The following is a 17,027-nucleotide window of genomic DNA, read 5'->3' on the forward strand; positions in this document are numbered from 1 at the left end:
CGTGAGAAAATGCCGCGATGAACGATGACGCCCCAGCGGCCGCGCCCCGCGCCGCCGACACGCCCCAGCGCCAGCTGACCGAACCGCTGAAACTGGCGATCCGCGAGACCTACACCAAGCTGCAGGCCAACACGCCGGGCTTCAAGGTGCGCCGTGCGCAGAGCCAGATGATCGGCGTGGTCTCGCGCGCGCTGGGCACGTCCGGCGGCGTCGGCGTGGCCGAGGCGCCGACCGGCGTCGGCAAGAGCCTGGGCTATCTCACCGCCGGCGTGCCGATCGCGCTGGCCAGCAAGAAGAAGCTGGTGATCAGCACCGGCACCGTGGCATTGCAGTCGCAATTGGTGGAGCGCGATATCCCTGCCTTCCTCAAGGCCACCGGCATCGAGGCGACGGTGGCGCTGGCCAAGGGCCGCACCCGCTACCTGTGTGCGCGCAACGTCGCCGAACTGCATGGCGAGGCCGCGCAGGACAGCATGTTCGAGGACGAGGCGCCGCTGTACGACCGCCCGCTGAGCCCGGCCGAAGCCGAGCAGGCGCGGGCGCTGGCCAAGGCCTATGCCGACAAGACTTGGAACGGCGACCTCGACGCGGCGCCCGAGCCGATCCCGCCGTCACTGCGCGCGCGTATCACCACCAACGCCGCCGGTTGCGCCGGGCGCCGCTGTTCGTTCGCGGTGCAGTGCCCGGTGCTGAAGGCGCGCAGCGACGTGCGCGAGGCGCAGATCGTGGTCACCAACCATGCCCTGCTGCTGTCGGCCTTGTCGCTGGGCGACAGCGACAACGGCCAGCCGTTGATCGCGCCGCCGTCGGACATGCTGCTGGTGCTCGACGAGGGCCATCACATCGCCGGCGTCGCCATCGACCAGGGCGCGGCCAATCTGCCGCTGGACGAGATGGCGCGTCGCACCGGGCGCTTGCAGGCGCTGGTCGGCGCCGCCTATCGGCTCGCCGACAAGGACACCATCGGCAACCAGTTGCCGAACGAGGCGATCGAGCTGGCGACCCAGGTCAGCAAGGGCCTGAAAGCGTTCCGCGCCGAGATCGAGCGTGCCTGGGTACCGGAACCGGGCCAGGACGAGCCGATGTGGCGCGCGCCGAACGGGCGCCTGCCGGAGCAATGGAGGCCGCTGATCGAAGCGCAGGCGCAGGACACCGCCGCCCTGCTCAACTGGGTGCAGGCCGCGCACCAACTGGTGGCCAAGTCCAAGCAGGAGGACGCGGCCAAGGAGCGCCTGCAGCGCAGCCTGGGCATGGCGCTGGAAATGGTGGAACAGCAATACGCGCTGTGGCTGGGCTGGCGTCGCGAGGACCAGGACGGGCAGGCGCCGATGGCGCGCTGGATCACCGCCTCGCGCGATGCCGACCTGGTCTGCCATTGCTCGCCGGTGTCGGCGGCGCAGGTGTTGCGCGCGCTGCTGTGGAGCGAGGTGGACTCGGCCGTGCTGACCTCGGCCACGCTCACCGGCGGCGGCGATTTCCAGGCGCTGGCGATCGACAACGGCTTGCCGCCGCACGCGGAGATGGTGTCGCTGTCCTCGCCGTTCGACCTGCCCAACCAGGCCGAGCTGGTGGTGCCGAAGTTCCCGGTGGCGCCGGACGACCGCGAAGGCCATCCGCGCGAGGTGGCGCGCTATTTGGTCAAGGAACTGGACTGGGGCAAGGGCTCGATCGTGCTGTTCACCTCGCGCTGGAAAATGCTCAAGGTGGCCGACCTGTTGCCGGTCGCGCAGCGCAATCGCGTGCTGGTGCAGGGCGAGGGCTCCAAGTCGCAGATGATCGGCGAGCACATGCGCCGCATCGGCGCCGGCGAAGGCTCGGTGCTGTTCGGGCTCAATTCCTTTGGCGAAGGCCTGGATCTGCCGGGCGAGGCCTGCACCACCGTGGTCATCACCCAGGTGCCGTTCGCGGTGCCGACCGATCCGCAGACCGCCACCCTCGGCGAATGGTTCGAGAGCCGCGGCCTCAACGCCTTCAACCTGATCGCGGTGCCGCACGCGCTGCGCACGCTGACCCAGTTCGCCGGGCGCCTGATCCGCAGTTCCAGCGATCACGGCCGTGTCGTCATTCTCGATTCGCGCCTGCTGACCAAGCGCTACGGCAAGCGCATCATCGACGCGCTGCCGCCGTTCAAGCGCGTGATCGGCTAGCGGGGTAGCGGCGACGGCGAAGGCGTCGTCGCTGCCGTTCGAACGGTGGCAGCAGGACCCGCGGTGGCGTGTGGAAGCGCTCCACGGCGCGAGCGTGGCGGCAGCGCCGGCGCAGCCGGTGGCGGGTCACGGCGGCATTTCGCGCTCACCTGCACCTTGCCCCCGCCGCAGTAGAGAGCAGCGCCGCCAAGCGCGCGCCCACCGCCAAGGTCCACAGCCTGACACGCCCCGCTACGCGCCATGGTGGCAGCCTGGAGGAGGCCGTCGGTGGTACCGCGGTCCTGCATCGCCAGGCATGCGCGGCTGGACGCCGGCACAGGCGACGCAGGTTGCTGGTGCACACGGCAGTGGCTTGCTATCGTGGATTTTCCCGCTTCCCTAGCCGCGCAACAGGTCATCGCCTCGCGGGTGCGCGCCAGAACCCATGGATCGAGTTCTTATGTCAACACCAAGGTTGCGCCTGGCCGCAATGACGGTCGTCATCGCGTTTTCCGCCGGCCTGCATGCCGCGCCCCGGTCGGAGGCGACGACGCCCGGCGCCAGCGTCAATACCGACTACCGGCAGCAATTGCTGCAGCTCGCCGAGGCGGACCAGAAGATCCGCGCCGAAACGCTGAAGCAATACACGCCGCAACAGCTGCAGAGCGATCCTGGACTGGCGCGCACCTTGGCCATGCAGATCCACGCGTCGCAGCAGCAGAACCAGGCGCGTCTTTCCGAGTTGATCGCCAAGTACGGGTTTCCCGATGCCGCGGCCGTCGGCGTCGATGGCGCGCATGCCGGCTTCCTGCTTGCGCAGCACGCGCCGGATCGGGCGTTTCGCGATACGTTCCTCCAGGGCATCGAGGCGGCCGCGCAGAAGGGGCTGTACAGCAAGGCGGACCTTGCGCTGTTCGTGGACCGCAACCGCATCCTGGCCGGTCAGCCGCAGGTGTACGGGAGCCAGCGCAAGGCCGACGGCAGCCTGTTCGAGGTCGAACAGCCCGAGCAGTTGCAGCAGCGCCGCGCGGCGATGGGGCTGCCGGACGAGACGGAAAAGCCGTAGCGCCGGCCCCGCCTCAGGACGCGGCGCGTGGGATGCCCACTCGCCGCGTCGTCTGCGCGATGCCGAGCGCATCCCGCAGGCACGGTGATGCATGACGGCGTTGCCGGCGTCGACGCGATGGCGGTTCTGGTGCCTCGCTCCGGCATCGGCCAAGCCGCACGGCGCAGCGCGTTACCACGGCGTCTACGATTTGCGGTCGATTGCACCGCGCCTGGGCCTGGCAAATGGCGCGTGGCGCGCTCAACTTGCAACCGATCCCACGCGCCATGGGCGACCGCAATCACGGCTTGCGGCCAAGCATCCATCGCGCCTATCGCGACCATAGCAACTAACGAATTCTCCGCGCGCGGCACCGCCGCCATGATGCAGCTCCCTTCACACGAACTGACGCCATGCGCCCTGCAACCCTGTTGGTGCTCGCCTTGCTGTCGCAGACCCTGGTCGTTCCCGCCGGGTTCGCCCAGTCCACGCTCACCCGCGACAACGGCGCGCCGGTCGGCGACAACCAGAACTCGCAGACCGCCGGCGCCACCGGCCCGACCCTGCTGCAGGACGTGCAACTGATCCAGAAGCTGCAGCGCTTCGACCGCGAGCGCATTCCCGAGCGTGTGGTGCACGCGCGTGGCACCGGGGTGCACGGCGAGTTCACCGCCAGCGCCGACATCTCCGATCTGACCAAGGCCAAGCTGTTCACCGTCGGCGAGAAGACTCCGGTGTTCGTGCGCTTCTCCTCGGTGGTGCACGGCAATCATTCGCCGGAAACGCTGCGCGATCCGCACGGCTTCGCCACCAAGTTCTACACCCGCGAAGGCAACTGGGACCTGGTCGGCAACAACTTCCCGACCTTCTTCATCCGCGACGCGATCAAGTTCCCGGACATGGTGCACGCGTTCAAGCCGGACCCGCGCACCAACCTCGACGACGATGCGCGCCGCTTCGATTTCTTCTCGCACGTGCCCGAGGCCACGCGCACGCTGACCCTGCTGTACTCCAACGAAGGCACGCCGGCCGGCTACCGCTTCATGGACGGCAACGGCGTGCATGCCTACAAGCTGGTCAACGCGCAGGGCGAGGTGCACTACGTCAAGTTCCATTGGAAGAGCCTGCAGGGAATCAAGAACCTCGATCCCAAGCAGGTGGTGCAGGTGCAGGGCAAGGACTACAGCCACCTGACCAACGATCTGGTCGGCGCGATCAAGCGCGGCGACTATCCCAAGTGGGATCTGTACATCCAGGTGCTCAAGCCGGAAGACCTGGCCAAGTTCGACTTCGACCCGCTGGATGCGACCAAGATCTGGCCGGACGTGCCCGAGCGCAAGATCGGGCAGATGGTGCTGAACAAGAACGTGGACAACTTCTTCCAGGAGACCGAGCAGGTGGCCATGGCGCCGGCCAACCTGGTGCCGGGCATCGAGCCTTCGGAAGACCGGTTGTTGCAGGGGCGCATCTTCTCCTACGCCGACACCCAGCTGTACCGCGTCGGCACCAATGGCCTGAGCCTGCCGGTGAACCGGCCGCGGGTGGCGGTGAACAACGGCAACCAGGACGGTGCGATGAACGCCGGCAGCACCAGCAGCGGCGTGAACTACGAGCCGAGCCGGCTCAGCCCGCGGCCGCAGGATCCGAACGCGCGTTACAGCCAGCTGCCGCTGTCGGGCACCACCCAGCAGGCCAAGATCGTACGCGAGCAGAACTTCAAGCAGGCCGGCGAGCTGTTCCGCAGCTACAGCAAGAAGGAACAGCAGGACCTGATCCAGAGTTTCGGCGAATCGCTGGCCGGCACCGACGACGCCAGCAAGCACATCATGCTCTCGTTCCTGTACAAGGCCGACCCGGCCTACGGCAGCGGCGTCGCCCGCGTCGCCAAGGGCGACCTGGCGCGAGTCAAGCAACTGGCCGCGCAGTTGCAGGATTGATCGCCTCCCCGCGCGGTGCGGCTGCGTTGGTCGCCGCATCGCGCCTTCCTTGCCGGAGATCGCATATGCCCCGTTTGCTTCCGCTCGCCCTGGGCCTGCTGGCCGCCGCGACCGCCACGGCCGCGCCGGCGCCGGTCGCCGCCGACCCGGCCACGGTCCAGGCGCAACTGCGCGACTATTTCTTCGACGCGGCGCGCGAAGGCCGCCAGGACATGCTGGCCGAGTTCATTCGCGCGCACTACGACCTCAACACCCGCGACGACAAGGGCTATACCGCCTTGATCCTGGCGGCCTATCACGGCCAGCAGCCGGCGGTGGAGCAATTGCTGCGCGCCGGCGCAGATCCGTGCGCGCAGGACAAGCGCGGCAACACCGCGCTGATGGGCGCGATCTTCAAGGGCGAGCTGGCGATCGCCAAGCGGCTGATGCAGGCCGAGTGCGCGCCCGACCAACGCAACAACGCCGGGCAGACCGCGGCGATGTACGCGGCGCTGTTCCAGCGCACCGAAGTGCTGAAGGAACTCGCCGCCAAGGGCGCCGACCTGCAGGCCAGGGACGCGCAAGGCAACGATGTGGCAAAGCTGCAGCGCGGCGAGTTCGCGCAGGCGCCGGCGCGCTGAGGCATCGGCGGCAGTAAGTGCCGCGCTCCGGGCGCCAGGCGAGCGGCGGGCGGTGCGTCGGCACGGGTTCGTGCGCACACCGGTCGGACCCGGCTAGCGCGTAGCGCCACGCTCGCCGCCAGGTTCGGCCGGCATCCAGCGCCGCGTCGCTGCCCAGAACAGCAGCGCCGCCGCGCTCGTCGCCGCGCCCAGCGTGCACACGCCGGCCCAGCCGAAACGCGCATAGGCGGTGGTGGAGCCGATCGCGCCCAGCCCGCTGCCGAGCGCATAGAACAGCATGTAGCCGGCGACGCGCCGGCTGTGCGCCTGCGCGTCGCCACGGAAGATCAGGCTCTGGTTGAGGACATGGATCGCCTGACCGGCCATGTCCAGCGCGACGATGCCGGCGATCAGCGCCGTCAGCGACTGCATGCCCATCGCAAGCGGCAGCCACGATGCCAGCAGCAGGACCAGCATCGCCCCGCTGCCGCGTTGCGCGCAGCCCCGGTCCGCCCAGCGGCCGGCGCGCGCCGCCGCCAGCGCGCCGATCGCCCCGACCAGGCCGAATGCGCCGATCGTGGCGTGCGAATAGGTATACGGTTTCGCGCTCAGCGGCAGCACCAAGGCGGTCCAGAAGATCGAGAAGCTGGCGAACAGCAGCAGGGCGATGCCGCCACGGAGCTGCAGCACCCGTTCGTGCGCAAGCATGCGCAGCAGCGAGCGCAGCAAGGCCAGGTAGCCGGGCGGAGAGTGCGGCGGCGGCAGCGCAGGCAAGGCCAGCCGCAGCGCCAGCAGCAACACCAGCATCGCCGCCGCGGAGACGGCATACACGGCACGCCAGCCTCCCAGGTCGGCGATGGCGCCGGCCAGCACGCGCGCCAGCAGTAGACCGATGACCACGCCCGCCTGCGCGGCACCGACCACCCGGCCGCGCTCCGCCGGCGCGGCGCTGGCCGCGGCATAGGCGATCAGGCCCTGGGTCATCGCGGTGCCCAGCAAGCCCAGCGCCAGCATTCCGGCCACCAACACCGGCAGCGACGGCGCCGCCGCCACGGCCAGCAGCGCCAGCAGCAATGCGGCGCCCTGCCACAGCATCAACGGGCGCCGCGCGTAGCGGTCGCCCAGCGGAACCACCAGCAACAGGGCCAGCGCGCACCCAGCCTGGGTCGCGCCGATCAGGCCGCCGACCGCGCCGGGGTCGATGGAGAATTCCGCCGCCAGCGCATCCAGCAAGGGCTGCGCGTAGTACACGTTGGCCACGCTGGTGCCGCTGGCGCAGGCGAACAGCAGCACCTGCGCGCGGCGCAGCGGGGGCGCGGCGAGCGCCGCGACGGGGTCGCGATCGGCTGGGGCGGACGAGGGTGCGGACATCGCAATCCGGTTGCAATTAAAAACCACACAAGGTGGTCGAGTTGGTTTTAAAATGCAACCGGATAGTCGCGATCGAATGGGAGCACGCATGGCCAGACGCAGCAACGACCCGGCACCCCCGTGCCCGGTGGCGCGCACGGTGGACCTGCTCGGCGAGCGCTGGGCGTTGCTGATCGTGCGCGACGCCTTCGACGGGATCCGCCGGTTCGGCGACTTCCAGCGCAGCCTGGGCGTGGCGCGCAACATCCTGGCCGACCGCCTGCGGCGGCTGGTCGAGGCGCAGATCCTGGCGTTGCGGCCCGCGGCCGACGGCAGCGCCTATCAGGAATACGTGCTCACCGAGCAGGGCGAGCAACTGTTCCCGTTGCTGCTGGCGTTGCGCCAATGGGGCGAGCGGCACCTGTTCGCGCCGGGCGAGGCGCACTCGCGCCTGCTCGATCGGCGCACCGGCAAGCCGCTGCCGGCGATGCTGCCGCGCGATGGCGCCGGCCGCGCGCTCACGCCGCAACAGACGCTGCTGCGCAAGCTGGACGTTGCCGACGGCGGCAGGTGACCGCGTACCGCGGCGTCAGCCCTGCCGTGTTACGCGCGTCAGCCGTCGCGAGGCGACGGTGGCGCAGCAGGCATGGCGCTGGCGGCACCGGATCGGCGAAAATGCTGCCGGACCAGCCTGTCCCGGTCCGTCGCCCGCCTTCCGCGCGCCGCCACCCCCGGGCCTGCCGCACCGTCGCCACCCGCTGTCTCCCTCGGCGTTTCGCCGCGCCTTCGCCATGGCTGCCGCCGCTCATTCCGGATCCGTCTTGAACACCACCGCCTCGCCCCCAGCCACCGACGACCTGCCCCTCACCGAGCGCCTGCGCGTCGCCCTGGACCTGCTCGAAGCCATCGACGCCGACCGTAGCGTGCTTGACGCGCTGCCCGAGGCCGACCGCGTGCGCCTGCACCAGGTCGTCGCCAAGGTCTATCACCCCGAGCCCAAGGCGCGCCGGCAACTGCTCAAGCAGCAGGCGCGCGAACGCCACCAGGAGAAGGTGCGCAAGGCCGAGGCGCTGCTCGAGCAGACCGGCATCCGCGCGCTGCGGCGCAAGCCGGTGTTCAGCACGCCGAACTACTTCCCGCCGCATGCCGCCGGCCTGCACGATGCGCGCAACGCCGCGGCCGAGGAACCGGCGGCGGCCCACTCGCCCGAGCTGCGCCACTGCTACGTGTGCAAGCAGAAGTTCACCCAGTTGCACCATTTCTACGACCAGATGTGCCCGGCCTGCGCCGAGCTGAACTACTTCAAGCGCACCGAGACCGCCGACCTGCGCGGGCGCGTGGCCTTGCTGACCGGCGGCCGGGTCAAGATCGGCTACCAGGCCGGCCTGAAGCTGCTGCGCGCCGGCGCCGAGTTGATCGTGACCACGCGCTTCCCGCGCGATTCGGCCGCGCGCTACGCGCAGGAGCCGGACTTCGCCGAGTGGGGCCACCGCCTGCAGGTATTCGGCCTGGACCTGCGCCACACGCCCAGCGTCGAGGCGTTCTGCAGCCAGTTGCTGGCCACGCGCGAGCGCCTGGACTTCATCGTCAACAACGCCTGCCAGACCGTGCGCCGGCCGCCGCAGTTCTACGCGCACATGATGGCCGGCGAGACCGCCGCGCTGCACGAACTGCCCGAGCACGTGCGTCGCCTGGTCGGCCACTACGAAGGCCTGCGCAGCCCGGAGCTGCTGCCGGCCGCGTCGGCGACCACGCTGCCGGCGGGCTTGGGCCATGGCATCAGCGGCGCCGATGGCCTGACCCGCGCCGCCGAACTGTCGCAGGTGCCGTTGCTGGCCGATGAACTGCTCGGCCAGCAACACCTGTTTCCCGAAGGTCGCCTGGACCAGGACCTGCAGCAGGTCGACCTGCGCGGGCGCAATTCGTGGCGCCTGCTGATGGCCGAGGTGCCGTCGGTGGAATTGCTGGAGACGCAACTGGTCAACGCCATCGCGCCGTTCATCATCAACGCGCGGCTCAAGCCGTTGATGCTGCGCACGCCCGAGCGCGACAAGCACATCGTCAACGTCTCGGCGATGGAAGGGCAGTTCTACCGCAACTTCAAGACCACCCGGCACCCGCACACCAACATGGCCAAGGCCGCGTTGAACATGATGACGCGGACCTCGGCGGCCGATTACCAGAACGACGGCATCCACATGAACAGCGTGGACACCGGCTGGGTCACCGACGAGGATCCGGCCGAGATCGCCGCGCGCAAGGTGCAGGAAGAGCGCTTCCATCCGCCGCTGGACATCGTCGACGGCGCTGCGCGCATCGTCGACCCGATCATCCATGGCTTCAACACCGGCGAGCACGTGTGGGGCCAGTTCCTGAAGGATTACGCGCCGACGGATTGGTGAGGCTGGCCGCGGGGAGGACGGCGACATCGGTGCATCCGGCGCCGCGTTGCGCGCTCGTCCCGGTGACGGCCAGACGCCGCTGGGGCGCGCGGGAGCGATAGCCCATGCCAGGCGCCGCTGCGCATGGAACGGCTGGAAGCGGTATCGCGGCCGTGCGGGACGCCTTGCCTCGCGCCCGCCGGCGCGAGGACAGGCAGTACGCTACCGCGCTACTCGGTCTCGGTGCGGGCCGGCGCCGCTGCGCCGTCCTTCTCGCGGCCCCAGAATTCCACCAGGATGGTCATCGCGGTCCACACGATCAGCGTGGGCTGGACCTTGCCGGGGATGATGTCGTGTCCCTTGAGCATCAGGTCGATCATTCCCGGGAACGTCAGCACGAGCACCACCGTATAGATCGCGTAGGCGATCCGATGCCGGCTGCTGGTGATGAAGAGGATGGAGACGACGATGCCGGCAAGCATCGCCAGCACCACCCCGAACTGCCAGTTGCCGAGCTTCTCGGTGCCAGTGAGGGCCAGGCCCAGCACGGCGCCGAAGAACATGTTCATGCCGTTGAGGTTCGCCTGGTATTCGTCCCCGGTCATCTTGCCGAGGCCGAGCTTGCCGAAGCTGCCGCCGATTTTTTTCCACATAGCTCCTCCCCATCGCGCCGGCAATGCGCGTCATCGCACCGGCTGTATCGCACTGCTGCACGCGATGCCTGCGCCCCCGCGCGGCATCCGCCCTGTTCCCCGTCCGTCCGATGCCGGTCGGCATCCGCGGCCCAGGCCAACTGTAGCGGAGTTTGGCGCCGGCGACAGCGGCAACCGTGCGCAGGGCGCCGCTACCCGATGAAGCTCCGCCGTGACGCGGTTGCGATGCTGGCCGCGGCCAAGCGTCTGACCGAATAGTGCCGCCGGGAGATACCCGATCGTTCGCGTGTGCGCCCCGTGCCCAGTGGCGCGTGCGCGTCGATGTACTTACTGCGATCGTGTCTGCCGTGTCTGTTCCATGGGGGCGCGTGTGAGGCGCTCCGGGTGTCGCGCCAAACTGTCGCCAGCTGCGGCGCTAACCCAGATCCAGCAGTTCTCCGCGGACGCCACTGGGGGCCAGATGCAGATAGCCGACGCTAATCGGCAGGCGGAAGCGGCGCGGGCCGGCGCTGCCGGGATTGATGTACAGCACGCCATCGCGTGGCTGCAGCGACGGCATGTGCGAATGCCCGCCGACCACCACGTCCACATCGGCCGCCACCTGCGCCAGAGTCTTCAGATCGTGGCGCACGTGCAGGCGCACGCCGGCGATCTCGACGTCCAGGGTCTCGGGCAGCGCCTGTGCCCACGGTGCGGTATCGATGTTGCCGCGGATCGCATGCAGCGGCGCGATCGCGCGCAGGGCATCGAGGATCTCCGGCTTGCCGATGTCGCCGGCATGCACGATCGCGGCGCAGCCCTGCATCGCCGCAAGTGCCTGCGGCCGCAGCAGCCCATGGGTGTCGGAGATCAGGCCGATCCGCAGCGGGCGGGTGGGAGGCATCGTGCTGCCCGCAGTGGAGAGAGATGGCTAGCCTAACCGGCGGAGACGTCAGGTTGTGTCGTCGGGCGGTGTTGCTTCCGCGTCGCTCGTGCGCGAGCACCGGCCTCACTCATTCCGCACGTCCCAATTGGCCGGCGAGTTCAGTGTGAAGCGCATACTGCTCGGCGACGTCGACCAACGTGCGGGAGCTGCGTGTAACGGAGCCTTCCTCGGTCGAAAGAAACGGAAAGAAGCTGAAGCACTGGTCGCCGCCGGCCTGCTGCGCGTCGGTCTCCCAATCGGGCCAGCGCAACCCTTCGTAGAAGACGCCCAATCGGTCGCTGAGCGCCCAGCGCAGGAAATCGGAGTAGCCGATCTCCATGGCTTCCCATTGCAGCGTGTCGGGCGCGAAGTAGTACATCGCGCCCGGATCCTGTCCCAGGCCGCCGCCGTTGATCGCGAAGAAGCCGCCGACCAGATCGTCCGCCACCATGAGATGCCCGGAAGAGCGGCCGGCGTTCCAGCCGACGATGTCGCGCGGCAGACGCGGATGGCCGGACCCGAGGATGCGCAGCCAGCCGTGGTCGATCAGTAGCCCGCCGGTCTCGTACGCGATCGCGCCCATCGGCGACCGCGTCGTGACCTGAAGGCCGACCAGCGCATCCCCGCGCTGCGATGACGGCGGAAGCAGTTCGAACGGACGCTCGGCTTCGGCAAGCCATTGCCGCACCAGCGGCATCGCCGGGTCGTCGTGGTCGATCAACTCTTGAAGCGTGCGCATGCGGCGTCCTGCATCCGGTTTGCGGATGTTGCGAAATGGGGTGGAAGCTTGATTGGTCGAACCGCGTGGCTGCCGGCCGCGCGACGCCACCGCGTTCGAGCGGTGCAATCCTGCACACGGCCTCAGCAGCGCGCGGCGATGGTCTGCCGATCCAACCTGGGCGGGCGGAGTCGCACAATGGTGCCGCCGACCTCAGGATGCAACCACATAGGCGTTCAATTCGGCCATCAGGCCGTCTTCGAAGCGCCACACGTCGCAGTACGCGTGCGTGGTTGCCTGCCCGTTCGCATCCTTCAGGGTGATCTCGCCGATCGCGGCAACAAACGGGCCTTCCGCGATCATGCGATGCACCTGGAACACCGGCGGCGCCTTGTACGCCTCGGTCATCCACTGGCGTACCGCGTCCTTGCCGCGCAAGGTGCGCTCGCCGATGAAGTTCCACACGGTGTCTTCGGTGCAATGCCGAAGGAAGCCATCGAAGTCTGCGCGGGAGATGGCCGCGTTGGCCTTGTTCAGTGTTTCCTTGTGCAGGTCCGACATGGTGCTTTCCCGATCGACGGATGCGTGCACGCTAGCGAACCGCGCGTTGCCGTTCCGTCATGACGCCACGTGCCGCGCAACGCGCCTTCTCCGTCGCCGCACGGGGACTGTCAGTCGCCCGGCTTGGCCGGCCAGGCCAGATCGACGAGGTCGCCGATCTCCATCGACCGGTCGGCTCCGCGCATCGCGTCCTTCCATTCCTGCGGCGACGGACTCGGACGCGTGGTTGGTGCGGCGCCCCACAGCGTGGTGTTGATCGCGAAGACCACGACGCCGCCCTTGGCCTGGAACGGCGGCACCCGCTCCAGCGACGTTGCCAGCCGCGTGGAGACCGGCGCGGGAAGGGCCGGGGAAAAATCCAGCCAGACCTTGGAGCGTCCGCCGGGCCGCACCGCGACCACGATGAAGCCGGCGGCAGGCGCTGGCTTGGCCGCCTCCGACAGACTGGCCTGCGCGGCGGCGTTGACGGATTTGATGAAGTTGGAGAGGTCGTCGACCTGGACGCGCTGGCTCAGCACGCTGTCCGGCTGCAGCAGCATGAGATTCTGCATGGCGTACGGCTGCGCCGCGAACGTGGGGCCGCTGATGAGCATGGCCAGCAGGGCGATGATGGATTTCATGGGAGGTCCAGTGGCCGAACCAGGCCTGGTTGGGAGACGGATGGAGTGGAGAGGACAGCCGTCCTGCCTCGGTGCAGGGAGCATGGACCGACTGACGTGGAACCGGGCCGAGCGCGGCGAGCGGCGTGGGCGGGCATGAGCACCGGGCTATGTCGCCGCATCGTCGTCCTCAGGATGCAGGCCGAGCAGCGTTTGCTCGAAGCCGACGATGCTCACCGTCTTGTAGTCGATCATCCGAATGCGCGACACGGCAAGCTGGACCAGCGAGGGCTCTGCGCCGAGCAACCGATCCTTCACCCCGGCACTGAGATCCAGCAAAGGGAACACCCGGCGCGCGTCGCCCACCTCGACGAACGCGTGCAGCGGCGCGCCGCTGGGGCACGCATAAACGGTGAGCCACTGCGATCGGAAGTCGCCGACCTGTTGAAGCGCAAGCCCGCAGTAGCTGCAGTATCTGGACATGCGCTATCGCCGGAATCCAGTCACGTCGCGACGTGGCGCGGGCGAATGCTCAGGCCGATCGCCGCTCATCGCGCTCGCTCGCTCCAAGCCACGCCCAGTATGCGACCACCGCCGCCAGCCAGGCGAAGCCGATGCCGAGACAGGCTTTGGTGGGGCCGAACCATTCGAAGGAGTTGCCGGGATTGCGCCCGAGCAGACGCGGCCAACCCTCCGTCTGCCAGAAGTCGACGAACAAGAATGCCGCGAGCCACATCGGCGCGATCCATCCCGTCGAAAACAACACAATGCATAGCTTCCTGAAGTGACGCATGGCTTGCTCCGCGGCCTGAGGCTTGAAGGGCAATACATGACCGCGTGGCGCTGATCGTGCACCCTCGCTCCCTGGCATTGCCGCCTATGCAGAGTGTGCCACAGCAAAGGGAAGCACCGCGTCGGGCGACGCGGCAGCGGAAGCCGCTGTCGGCGCGACAGTGCCATGGTGCGATGCGAAATGGCGGGGCGCCAAGCAGCGCGCAACAAAACGCAGGCAGGAGATGGCACCGCCGCAACCAGGCGTTGTCGGGTCAGCCGATTCAGTCTTCCGCTATTCCGTATAGGTCCCGCGCCTCCCAGTCGTGGAGTGGCTTGCACAGCTGGGATGCGGGAATCGATGCCCAGTACCGCGCCGCATCCACGCGCGAGCGGGGCGCGCCCGGTGGCAGGGACGCGATGAAGTCCGACGCCGCCTGCACGACCCATCGCCTGCCGAACTGCGCGACCAGATAGAACGGAACGAAGCGGTTGCTCGCGTCCAGTCCGGAGGCATGGATCTGCGCCATCAGCGAGGCGAGGCCCCGATCCGGATCCGGCTGCAGCTCCGCGAGCAAGTAGCCCGCCATTTCAACGGCGCGACCGTCGGGGCGAAGAATCGCCAGCGACCATAACGCCTGGAACTGGGTGTCGTGCGCCATGCTGGCCACTTGATGGCAGGCCTGACGGAAGTCGTCGTAGCTGACGATCTTGCCGAGTTGCTCCTGGAGCTTTTGCGTTGCTTCCATGATTCCCAATGCTTGGGTCAACGGGTGGCGGTTCGGTGTGGTCGGAGCGCGTGAGAGAGGAGCGTATCTCCCTACGCACGCCCGGCGCTGGATCAGGCCAAGCCGCGGGGTGGTCTCGATGCCGCCCTGGTCCGGCCGCGTTTGACAGATGCCCGTGCCTTGTTGTCCGTGCGAATGAGCGGGTCGCAGCCCTGCATGGCAGGGCGGGTATGCGCGAGGTCGATCGTCTGCAAGCTGCCGCAGTCCGGATCGGCGTAGCTGCAGGGGATGAAGCGCAACGCGCGGCTCGGCAGGCCGATGCGGCGCTGGAGCGCGTTGTTCCGCTCCGCGCTCTTGATCACGTCGACGATGTCGCCGCGCTTCAGAAACTTGCCTGCCATGCGTCCTCCTGACGGGCCTGATCGCTGGTCAAGCCGCGCCGTGCAAAGGCTCGGGCTTGAACGGATGGTCGGGCGCCATGGCCTGGATGACGGCATGCAGATCCTCCACGGCGCGTTGGCGGATCTTGGGAGATTTGATGTGCCCAGGCAAGCGGCTGAGCCAGTGGCTGTTGGGGCCGTGCCCACCGCCGCGCAGGACCGACAGGCGGCGCGAGGTGGGAAGGAGCTTGCGGCCAAGCACCTGCACGCATTCGGCCAGTTGCTCGCGAGAGGAGAAGCGAAACACGAAGCCCTGCGATTCGACGCAGAGCACGGGGTAGCCGGCACGGCCCGCGGGGCGCGGTGCCGGTGGGGTATATGCCGTGGACGAACACCAGGTAGCGCCTTGCTGCTCCATATGAACCCAATAGGCCATGGGTTCCTCCCGCCAGTCCGGGACATGTTCGATCCAGTTGCGAGGAGGCTTCCTCATGCCATTTTCTTCCGAGTTGTGCCGTTCACTGTATCAGCCTGGATGCGCCGCCTGGCCGCACTTTGCGCATGCATCCCTGCGTTCCAGAAGGCGGCGTTGCCGTCTGCGCGAAACGGCAGGGGATACCGGCTGTTGACCCTACTTTTCCATGATCCTACTCAGCAGCGCCTTGCCCCCGCGTTTGGGCGTGTGCTGGCGCAGCCATGCGGGGAGTTCGCTCTTACGCGTAGGGGGAACGTAGCCGACGCCGCAACCGCATCCCTTGAATGCGAAGTCGTGCTCATAGAGCGTCTGGATGATGCTCCACGCTTCTTCCGCTCGTTGCGGCGGTGGACGGAAGTCCATCCCCATCGAAGCCATGGTCGCACCGCACTGCGGGCATGTCGACACGTCGGACAGATAACGGGCATGAATCTGCTCCAGCGTGATGCCGCTCGCTTCTTCCGCCTGCGCACGCGCCGACGCAGACGCCGCACGGCAGATACGCAGATAAGCGGCCTTCAGCGGCGATTGCTCGATGAAGTCCGCGATCGCGGGCTTGCGAAATGCCTTGCGGCACGTCATGCACGCAAAATGTTGTTTGTAGGTGTGCATCGCGTATCTGCACATCGTGGCTGTCTTCGGTTGCTAAGGCGAGTTCGTGGTCGGCCCGGATTCTAGCCAGGCCGGCAGGGCGGCGCCATCGCCGCACGGGTCGGAAAGCCCCGTATTGCGCTGTCGATCCCCAAGATGTCTCAACCTCCAGCGCTGGAAGTAGTTCGGTCAGCGATCCTATGCGTCCTCGTCGTCCTCGTCGTAAGGAACTCGCGACCATGCGCAGCCGGGTTCTTGCCGGGTCGCGCACCAGCCCGCGGGCAGGTCGGCGAGCTCAGCGATCGTATGGTCGGTCTCGACCATGCAGCCTAGGCAGACCAACTTGAGATCCTTTTCGTCGAGCGTGGTGCCGCACAGGAACTGCCAGTCACCGTCGCGCTCGTGGTAGACCTCCCGCACCGGCTCTTCCGTGGCAGCGATGGCGTTGCCCTGCAGGTAGTCGACGGAAAGCGAAAACCTGCCTGATAGAGAAGCTGCACCGCCTTCCAACCGTCGAGATCGCGCCGAAGCGGAGCCATAAAGCCGCGCCCCATCGGCGAAAGTGGCGCGCGACACGTGGGGCAGGGCGACGGTGCGCCATCCGGGCGCAGTGCGCGTTTGAAGCTCAGGCGGCATTGGAGACAGGCATGTGCCATCAGATACTGCGGACCACGCCGGGCAGGCGGTGGGCCAGCCGGGTCCCTTAGGGAGCGAAATCCTGCCCGTGGCGGACCTCCATTCTGCTCGATCTTTCAGTGCGTGAAGTCACGGCTGCGCAACCTAACACCTGAGTTAAGGCGCGCCGCGAAGCAGCGTCGGCTTGGATGAGTTGTTAGGCCCGCTGGACCTCGCCGCCAGCGACAGAAGCGATGAACTCTGCTGTCTGCCGACAAAGCGATTGATCCGAAGAGCGAACCACCAGAATCAAAGGGTCAATGGAAATCGGTTCTATGTCCACCCGTTGCCCCGGATTGCTGCGCAAGCAAACGGTTAGCTCTGTCCATTGGCGATCCTCTGGGTTGACGCTGTCGCCGTCAGAGTCGATATCGCAACCGACGCCCCACAGGTGCTCGGCAACCTGAAAGTAGGGTGGCCGAGCGCCTGGCGCGATGATTTGCAGGGAGTGATCCATTGCTTATTTGGCAGATCGCTGTGGAGAGTAGGTTGCGGGCCTAACGCCGGAGTTAGGGCGCGTGAGGTACGCACGTC

At 67.9% G+C, this 17,027-nt stretch carries 20 protein-coding genes; 6 read left to right on the forward strand and 14 right to left on the reverse strand.

What is annotated here, in order from left to right; all coding sequences use genetic code 11:
• Positions 1-17: 17 nt before the first annotated feature.
• The 4 genes from dinG (at position 18) to AB3X07_RS02040 (ending at position 5,728) form a co-directional block, all read left to right on the forward strand.
• Entirely contained in the window at positions 18-2,147 is a 2,130-nt protein-coding gene (gene dinG, locus AB3X07_RS02025) for an ATP-dependent DNA helicase DinG (protein WP_369942293.1), read from the forward strand.
• Positions 2,148-2,616: 469 nt separating this feature from the next.
• Positions 2,617-3,192, forward strand: coding sequence for a DUF6624 domain-containing protein (locus tag AB3X07_RS02030; RefSeq protein WP_369942295.1), 576 nt, complete (start codon positions 2,617-2,619; stop codon positions 3,190-3,192).
• A 392-nt stretch (positions 3,193-3,584) separates the two neighbouring features.
• Positions 3,585-5,108 carry a catalase KatB gene (katB, locus tag AB3X07_RS02035; RefSeq protein WP_369942297.1) on the forward strand — a complete coding sequence of 508 codons (1,524 nt, stop codon included), beginning with the start codon at positions 3,585-3,587 and terminating at the stop codon, positions 5,106-5,108.
• A gap of 65 nt (positions 5,109-5,173) precedes the next feature.
• Positions 5,174-5,728 carry an ankyrin repeat domain-containing protein gene (locus tag AB3X07_RS02040; protein ID WP_369942299.1) on the forward strand — a complete coding sequence of 185 codons (555 nt, stop codon included), beginning with the start codon at positions 5,174-5,176 and terminating at the stop codon, positions 5,726-5,728.
• Between the two features lie 93 nt (positions 5,729-5,821).
• On the opposite strand, the gene AB3X07_RS02045 is transcribed toward AB3X07_RS02040, so the two are convergent.
• Complete coding sequence (locus AB3X07_RS02045; RefSeq protein WP_369942301.1) at positions 5,822-7,078, reverse strand: MFS transporter; 1,257 nt, start codon at positions 7,076-7,078, stop codon at positions 5,822-5,824.
• An 88-nt stretch (positions 7,079-7,166) separates the two neighbouring features.
• Here AB3X07_RS02045 and AB3X07_RS02050 point away from each other — a divergent pair, with 88 nt between their 5' ends.
• Both AB3X07_RS02050 and AB3X07_RS02055 read left to right on the forward strand, forming a co-directional pair.
• Positions 7,167-7,631 (forward strand): winged helix-turn-helix transcriptional regulator, encoded by a 465-nt coding sequence (locus AB3X07_RS02050; RefSeq protein ID WP_369942303.1) that lies wholly within the window; start codon positions 7,167-7,169, stop codon positions 7,629-7,631.
• Between the two features lie 217 nt (positions 7,632-7,848).
• Entirely contained in the window at positions 7,849-9,459 is a 1,611-nt protein-coding gene (locus AB3X07_RS02055) for an SDR family NAD(P)-dependent oxidoreductase (protein ID WP_369942304.1), read from the forward strand.
• Positions 9,460-9,668: 209 nt separating this feature from the next.
• Here AB3X07_RS02055 and AB3X07_RS02060 read toward each other — a convergent pair whose 3' ends face one another.
• The 13 genes from AB3X07_RS02060 to AB3X07_RS02120 form a co-directional block, all read right to left on the reverse strand.
• Positions 9,669-10,091 (reverse strand): hypothetical protein, encoded by a 423-nt coding sequence (locus AB3X07_RS02060; protein WP_369942306.1) that lies wholly within the window; start codon positions 10,089-10,091, stop codon positions 9,669-9,671.
• 415 nt (positions 10,092-10,506) lie between these two features.
• On the reverse strand, positions 10,507-10,974 hold the full coding sequence (locus tag AB3X07_RS02065; protein WP_369942308.1) for a metallophosphoesterase family protein: 468 nt from the start codon (positions 10,972-10,974) through the stop codon (positions 10,507-10,509).
• A gap of 109 nt (positions 10,975-11,083) precedes the next feature.
• The gene (locus tag AB3X07_RS02070) at positions 11,084-11,734 is read right to left on the reverse strand and encodes a DUF2625 domain-containing protein (RefSeq protein WP_369942310.1); all 651 of its coding nucleotides are present in this window, start codon (positions 11,732-11,734) and stop codon (positions 11,084-11,086) included.
• 192 nt (positions 11,735-11,926) lie between these two features.
• Complete coding sequence (locus tag AB3X07_RS02075) at positions 11,927-12,274, reverse strand: nuclear transport factor 2 family protein (RefSeq protein ID WP_369942311.1); 348 nt, start codon at positions 12,272-12,274, stop codon at positions 11,927-11,929.
• 110 nt (positions 12,275-12,384) lie between these two features.
• Positions 12,385-12,894 carry a hypothetical protein gene (locus AB3X07_RS02080; RefSeq protein ID WP_369942313.1) on the reverse strand — a complete coding sequence of 170 codons (510 nt, stop codon included), beginning with the start codon at positions 12,892-12,894 and terminating at the stop codon, positions 12,385-12,387.
• A 147-nt stretch (positions 12,895-13,041) separates the two neighbouring features.
• Positions 13,042-13,356, reverse strand: coding sequence for a hypothetical protein (locus AB3X07_RS02085; RefSeq protein ID WP_369942315.1), 315 nt, complete (start codon positions 13,354-13,356; stop codon positions 13,042-13,044).
• Between the two features lie 49 nt (positions 13,357-13,405).
• A complete protein-coding gene (locus AB3X07_RS02090) occupies positions 13,406-13,666 on the reverse strand; it encodes a hypothetical protein (protein WP_369942317.1) in 261 nt (86 codons plus the stop codon).
• Between the two features lie 262 nt (positions 13,667-13,928).
• Positions 13,929-14,393: a hypothetical protein gene (locus AB3X07_RS02095; RefSeq protein WP_369942319.1), complete on the reverse strand. Its 465-nt coding sequence runs from the start codon at positions 14,391-14,393 to the stop codon at positions 13,929-13,931.
• A 92-nt stretch (positions 14,394-14,485) separates the two neighbouring features.
• A complete protein-coding gene (locus AB3X07_RS02100) occupies positions 14,486-14,773 on the reverse strand; it encodes a hypothetical protein (protein ID WP_369942321.1) in 288 nt (95 codons plus the stop codon).
• 28 nt (positions 14,774-14,801) lie between these two features.
• Positions 14,802-15,188 carry a hypothetical protein gene (locus AB3X07_RS02105; protein WP_369942323.1) on the reverse strand — a complete coding sequence of 129 codons (387 nt, stop codon included), beginning with the start codon at positions 15,186-15,188 and terminating at the stop codon, positions 14,802-14,804.
• A 195-nt stretch (positions 15,189-15,383) separates the two neighbouring features.
• Entirely contained in the window at positions 15,384-15,839 is a 456-nt protein-coding gene (locus AB3X07_RS02110) for a hypothetical protein (protein WP_369942325.1), read from the reverse strand.
• Positions 15,840-16,016: 177 nt separating this feature from the next.
• Positions 16,017-16,394 carry a hypothetical protein gene (locus AB3X07_RS02115; RefSeq protein WP_369942327.1) on the reverse strand — a complete coding sequence of 126 codons (378 nt, stop codon included), beginning with the start codon at positions 16,392-16,394 and terminating at the stop codon, positions 16,017-16,019.
• A gap of 256 nt (positions 16,395-16,650) precedes the next feature.
• A complete protein-coding gene (locus tag AB3X07_RS02120) occupies positions 16,651-16,950 on the reverse strand; it encodes a hypothetical protein (RefSeq protein WP_369942329.1) in 300 nt (99 codons plus the stop codon).
• Positions 16,951-17,027 lie beyond the last annotated feature (77 nt).

Source organism: Xanthomonas sp. DAR 35659, assembly GCF_041242975.1.
Classification (GTDB): Bacteria; Pseudomonadota; Gammaproteobacteria; order Xanthomonadales; family Xanthomonadaceae; genus Xanthomonas_A; species Xanthomonas_A medicagonis.

Excerpts from the sequence above, each read along its gene's own strand:
- dinG (WP_369942293.1), top strand. The coding sequence starts at position 18 with ATGAACGATGACGCCCCAGCGGCCGCGCCCCGCGCCGCCGACACGCCC.
- AB3X07_RS02030 (WP_369942295.1), top strand. The coding sequence starts at position 2,617 with ATGACGGTCGTCATCGCGTTTTCCGCCGGCCTGCATGCCGCGCCCCGG.
- katB (WP_369942297.1), top strand. The coding sequence starts at position 3,585 with ATGCGCCCTGCAACCCTGTTGGTGCTCGCCTTGCTGTCGCAGACCCTG.
- AB3X07_RS02040 (WP_369942299.1), top strand. The coding sequence starts at position 5,174 with ATGCCCCGTTTGCTTCCGCTCGCCCTGGGCCTGCTGGCCGCCGCGACC.
- AB3X07_RS02045 (WP_369942301.1), bottom strand. The coding sequence starts at position 7,078 with ATGTCCGCACCCTCGTCCGCCCCAGCCGATCGCGACCCCGTCGCGGCG.
- AB3X07_RS02050 (WP_369942303.1), top strand. The coding sequence starts at position 7,167 with ATGGCCAGACGCAGCAACGACCCGGCACCCCCGTGCCCGGTGGCGCGC.
- AB3X07_RS02055 (WP_369942304.1), top strand. The coding sequence starts at position 7,849 with ATGGCTGCCGCCGCTCATTCCGGATCCGTCTTGAACACCACCGCCTCG.
- AB3X07_RS02060 (WP_369942306.1), bottom strand. The coding sequence starts at position 10,091 with ATGTGGAAAAAAATCGGCGGCAGCTTCGGCAAGCTCGGCCTCGGCAAG.
- AB3X07_RS02065 (WP_369942308.1), bottom strand. The coding sequence starts at position 10,974 with ATGCCTCCCACCCGCCCGCTGCGGATCGGCCTGATCTCCGACACCCAT.
- AB3X07_RS02070 (WP_369942310.1), bottom strand. The coding sequence starts at position 11,734 with ATGCGCACGCTTCAAGAGTTGATCGACCACGACGACCCGGCGATGCCG.
- AB3X07_RS02075 (WP_369942311.1), bottom strand. The coding sequence starts at position 12,274 with ATGTCGGACCTGCACAAGGAAACACTGAACAAGGCCAACGCGGCCATC.
- AB3X07_RS02080 (WP_369942313.1), bottom strand. The coding sequence starts at position 12,894 with ATGAAATCCATCATCGCCCTGCTGGCCATGCTCATCAGCGGCCCCACG.
- AB3X07_RS02085 (WP_369942315.1), bottom strand. The coding sequence starts at position 13,356 with ATGTCCAGATACTGCAGCTACTGCGGGCTTGCGCTTCAACAGGTCGGC.
- AB3X07_RS02090 (WP_369942317.1), bottom strand. The coding sequence starts at position 13,666 with ATGCGTCACTTCAGGAAGCTATGCATTGTGTTGTTTTCGACGGGATGG.
- AB3X07_RS02095 (WP_369942319.1), bottom strand. The coding sequence starts at position 14,393 with ATGGAAGCAACGCAAAAGCTCCAGGAGCAACTCGGCAAGATCGTCAGC.
- AB3X07_RS02100 (WP_369942321.1), bottom strand. The coding sequence starts at position 14,773 with ATGGCAGGCAAGTTTCTGAAGCGCGGCGACATCGTCGACGTGATCAAG.
- AB3X07_RS02105 (WP_369942323.1), bottom strand. The coding sequence starts at position 15,188 with ATGGCCTATTGGGTTCATATGGAGCAGCAAGGCGCTACCTGGTGTTCG.
- AB3X07_RS02110 (WP_369942325.1), bottom strand. The coding sequence starts at position 15,839 with ATGCACACCTACAAACAACATTTTGCGTGCATGACGTGCCGCAAGGCA.
- AB3X07_RS02120 (WP_369942329.1), bottom strand. The coding sequence starts at position 16,950 with ATGGATCACTCCCTGCAAATCATCGCGCCAGGCGCTCGGCCACCCTAC.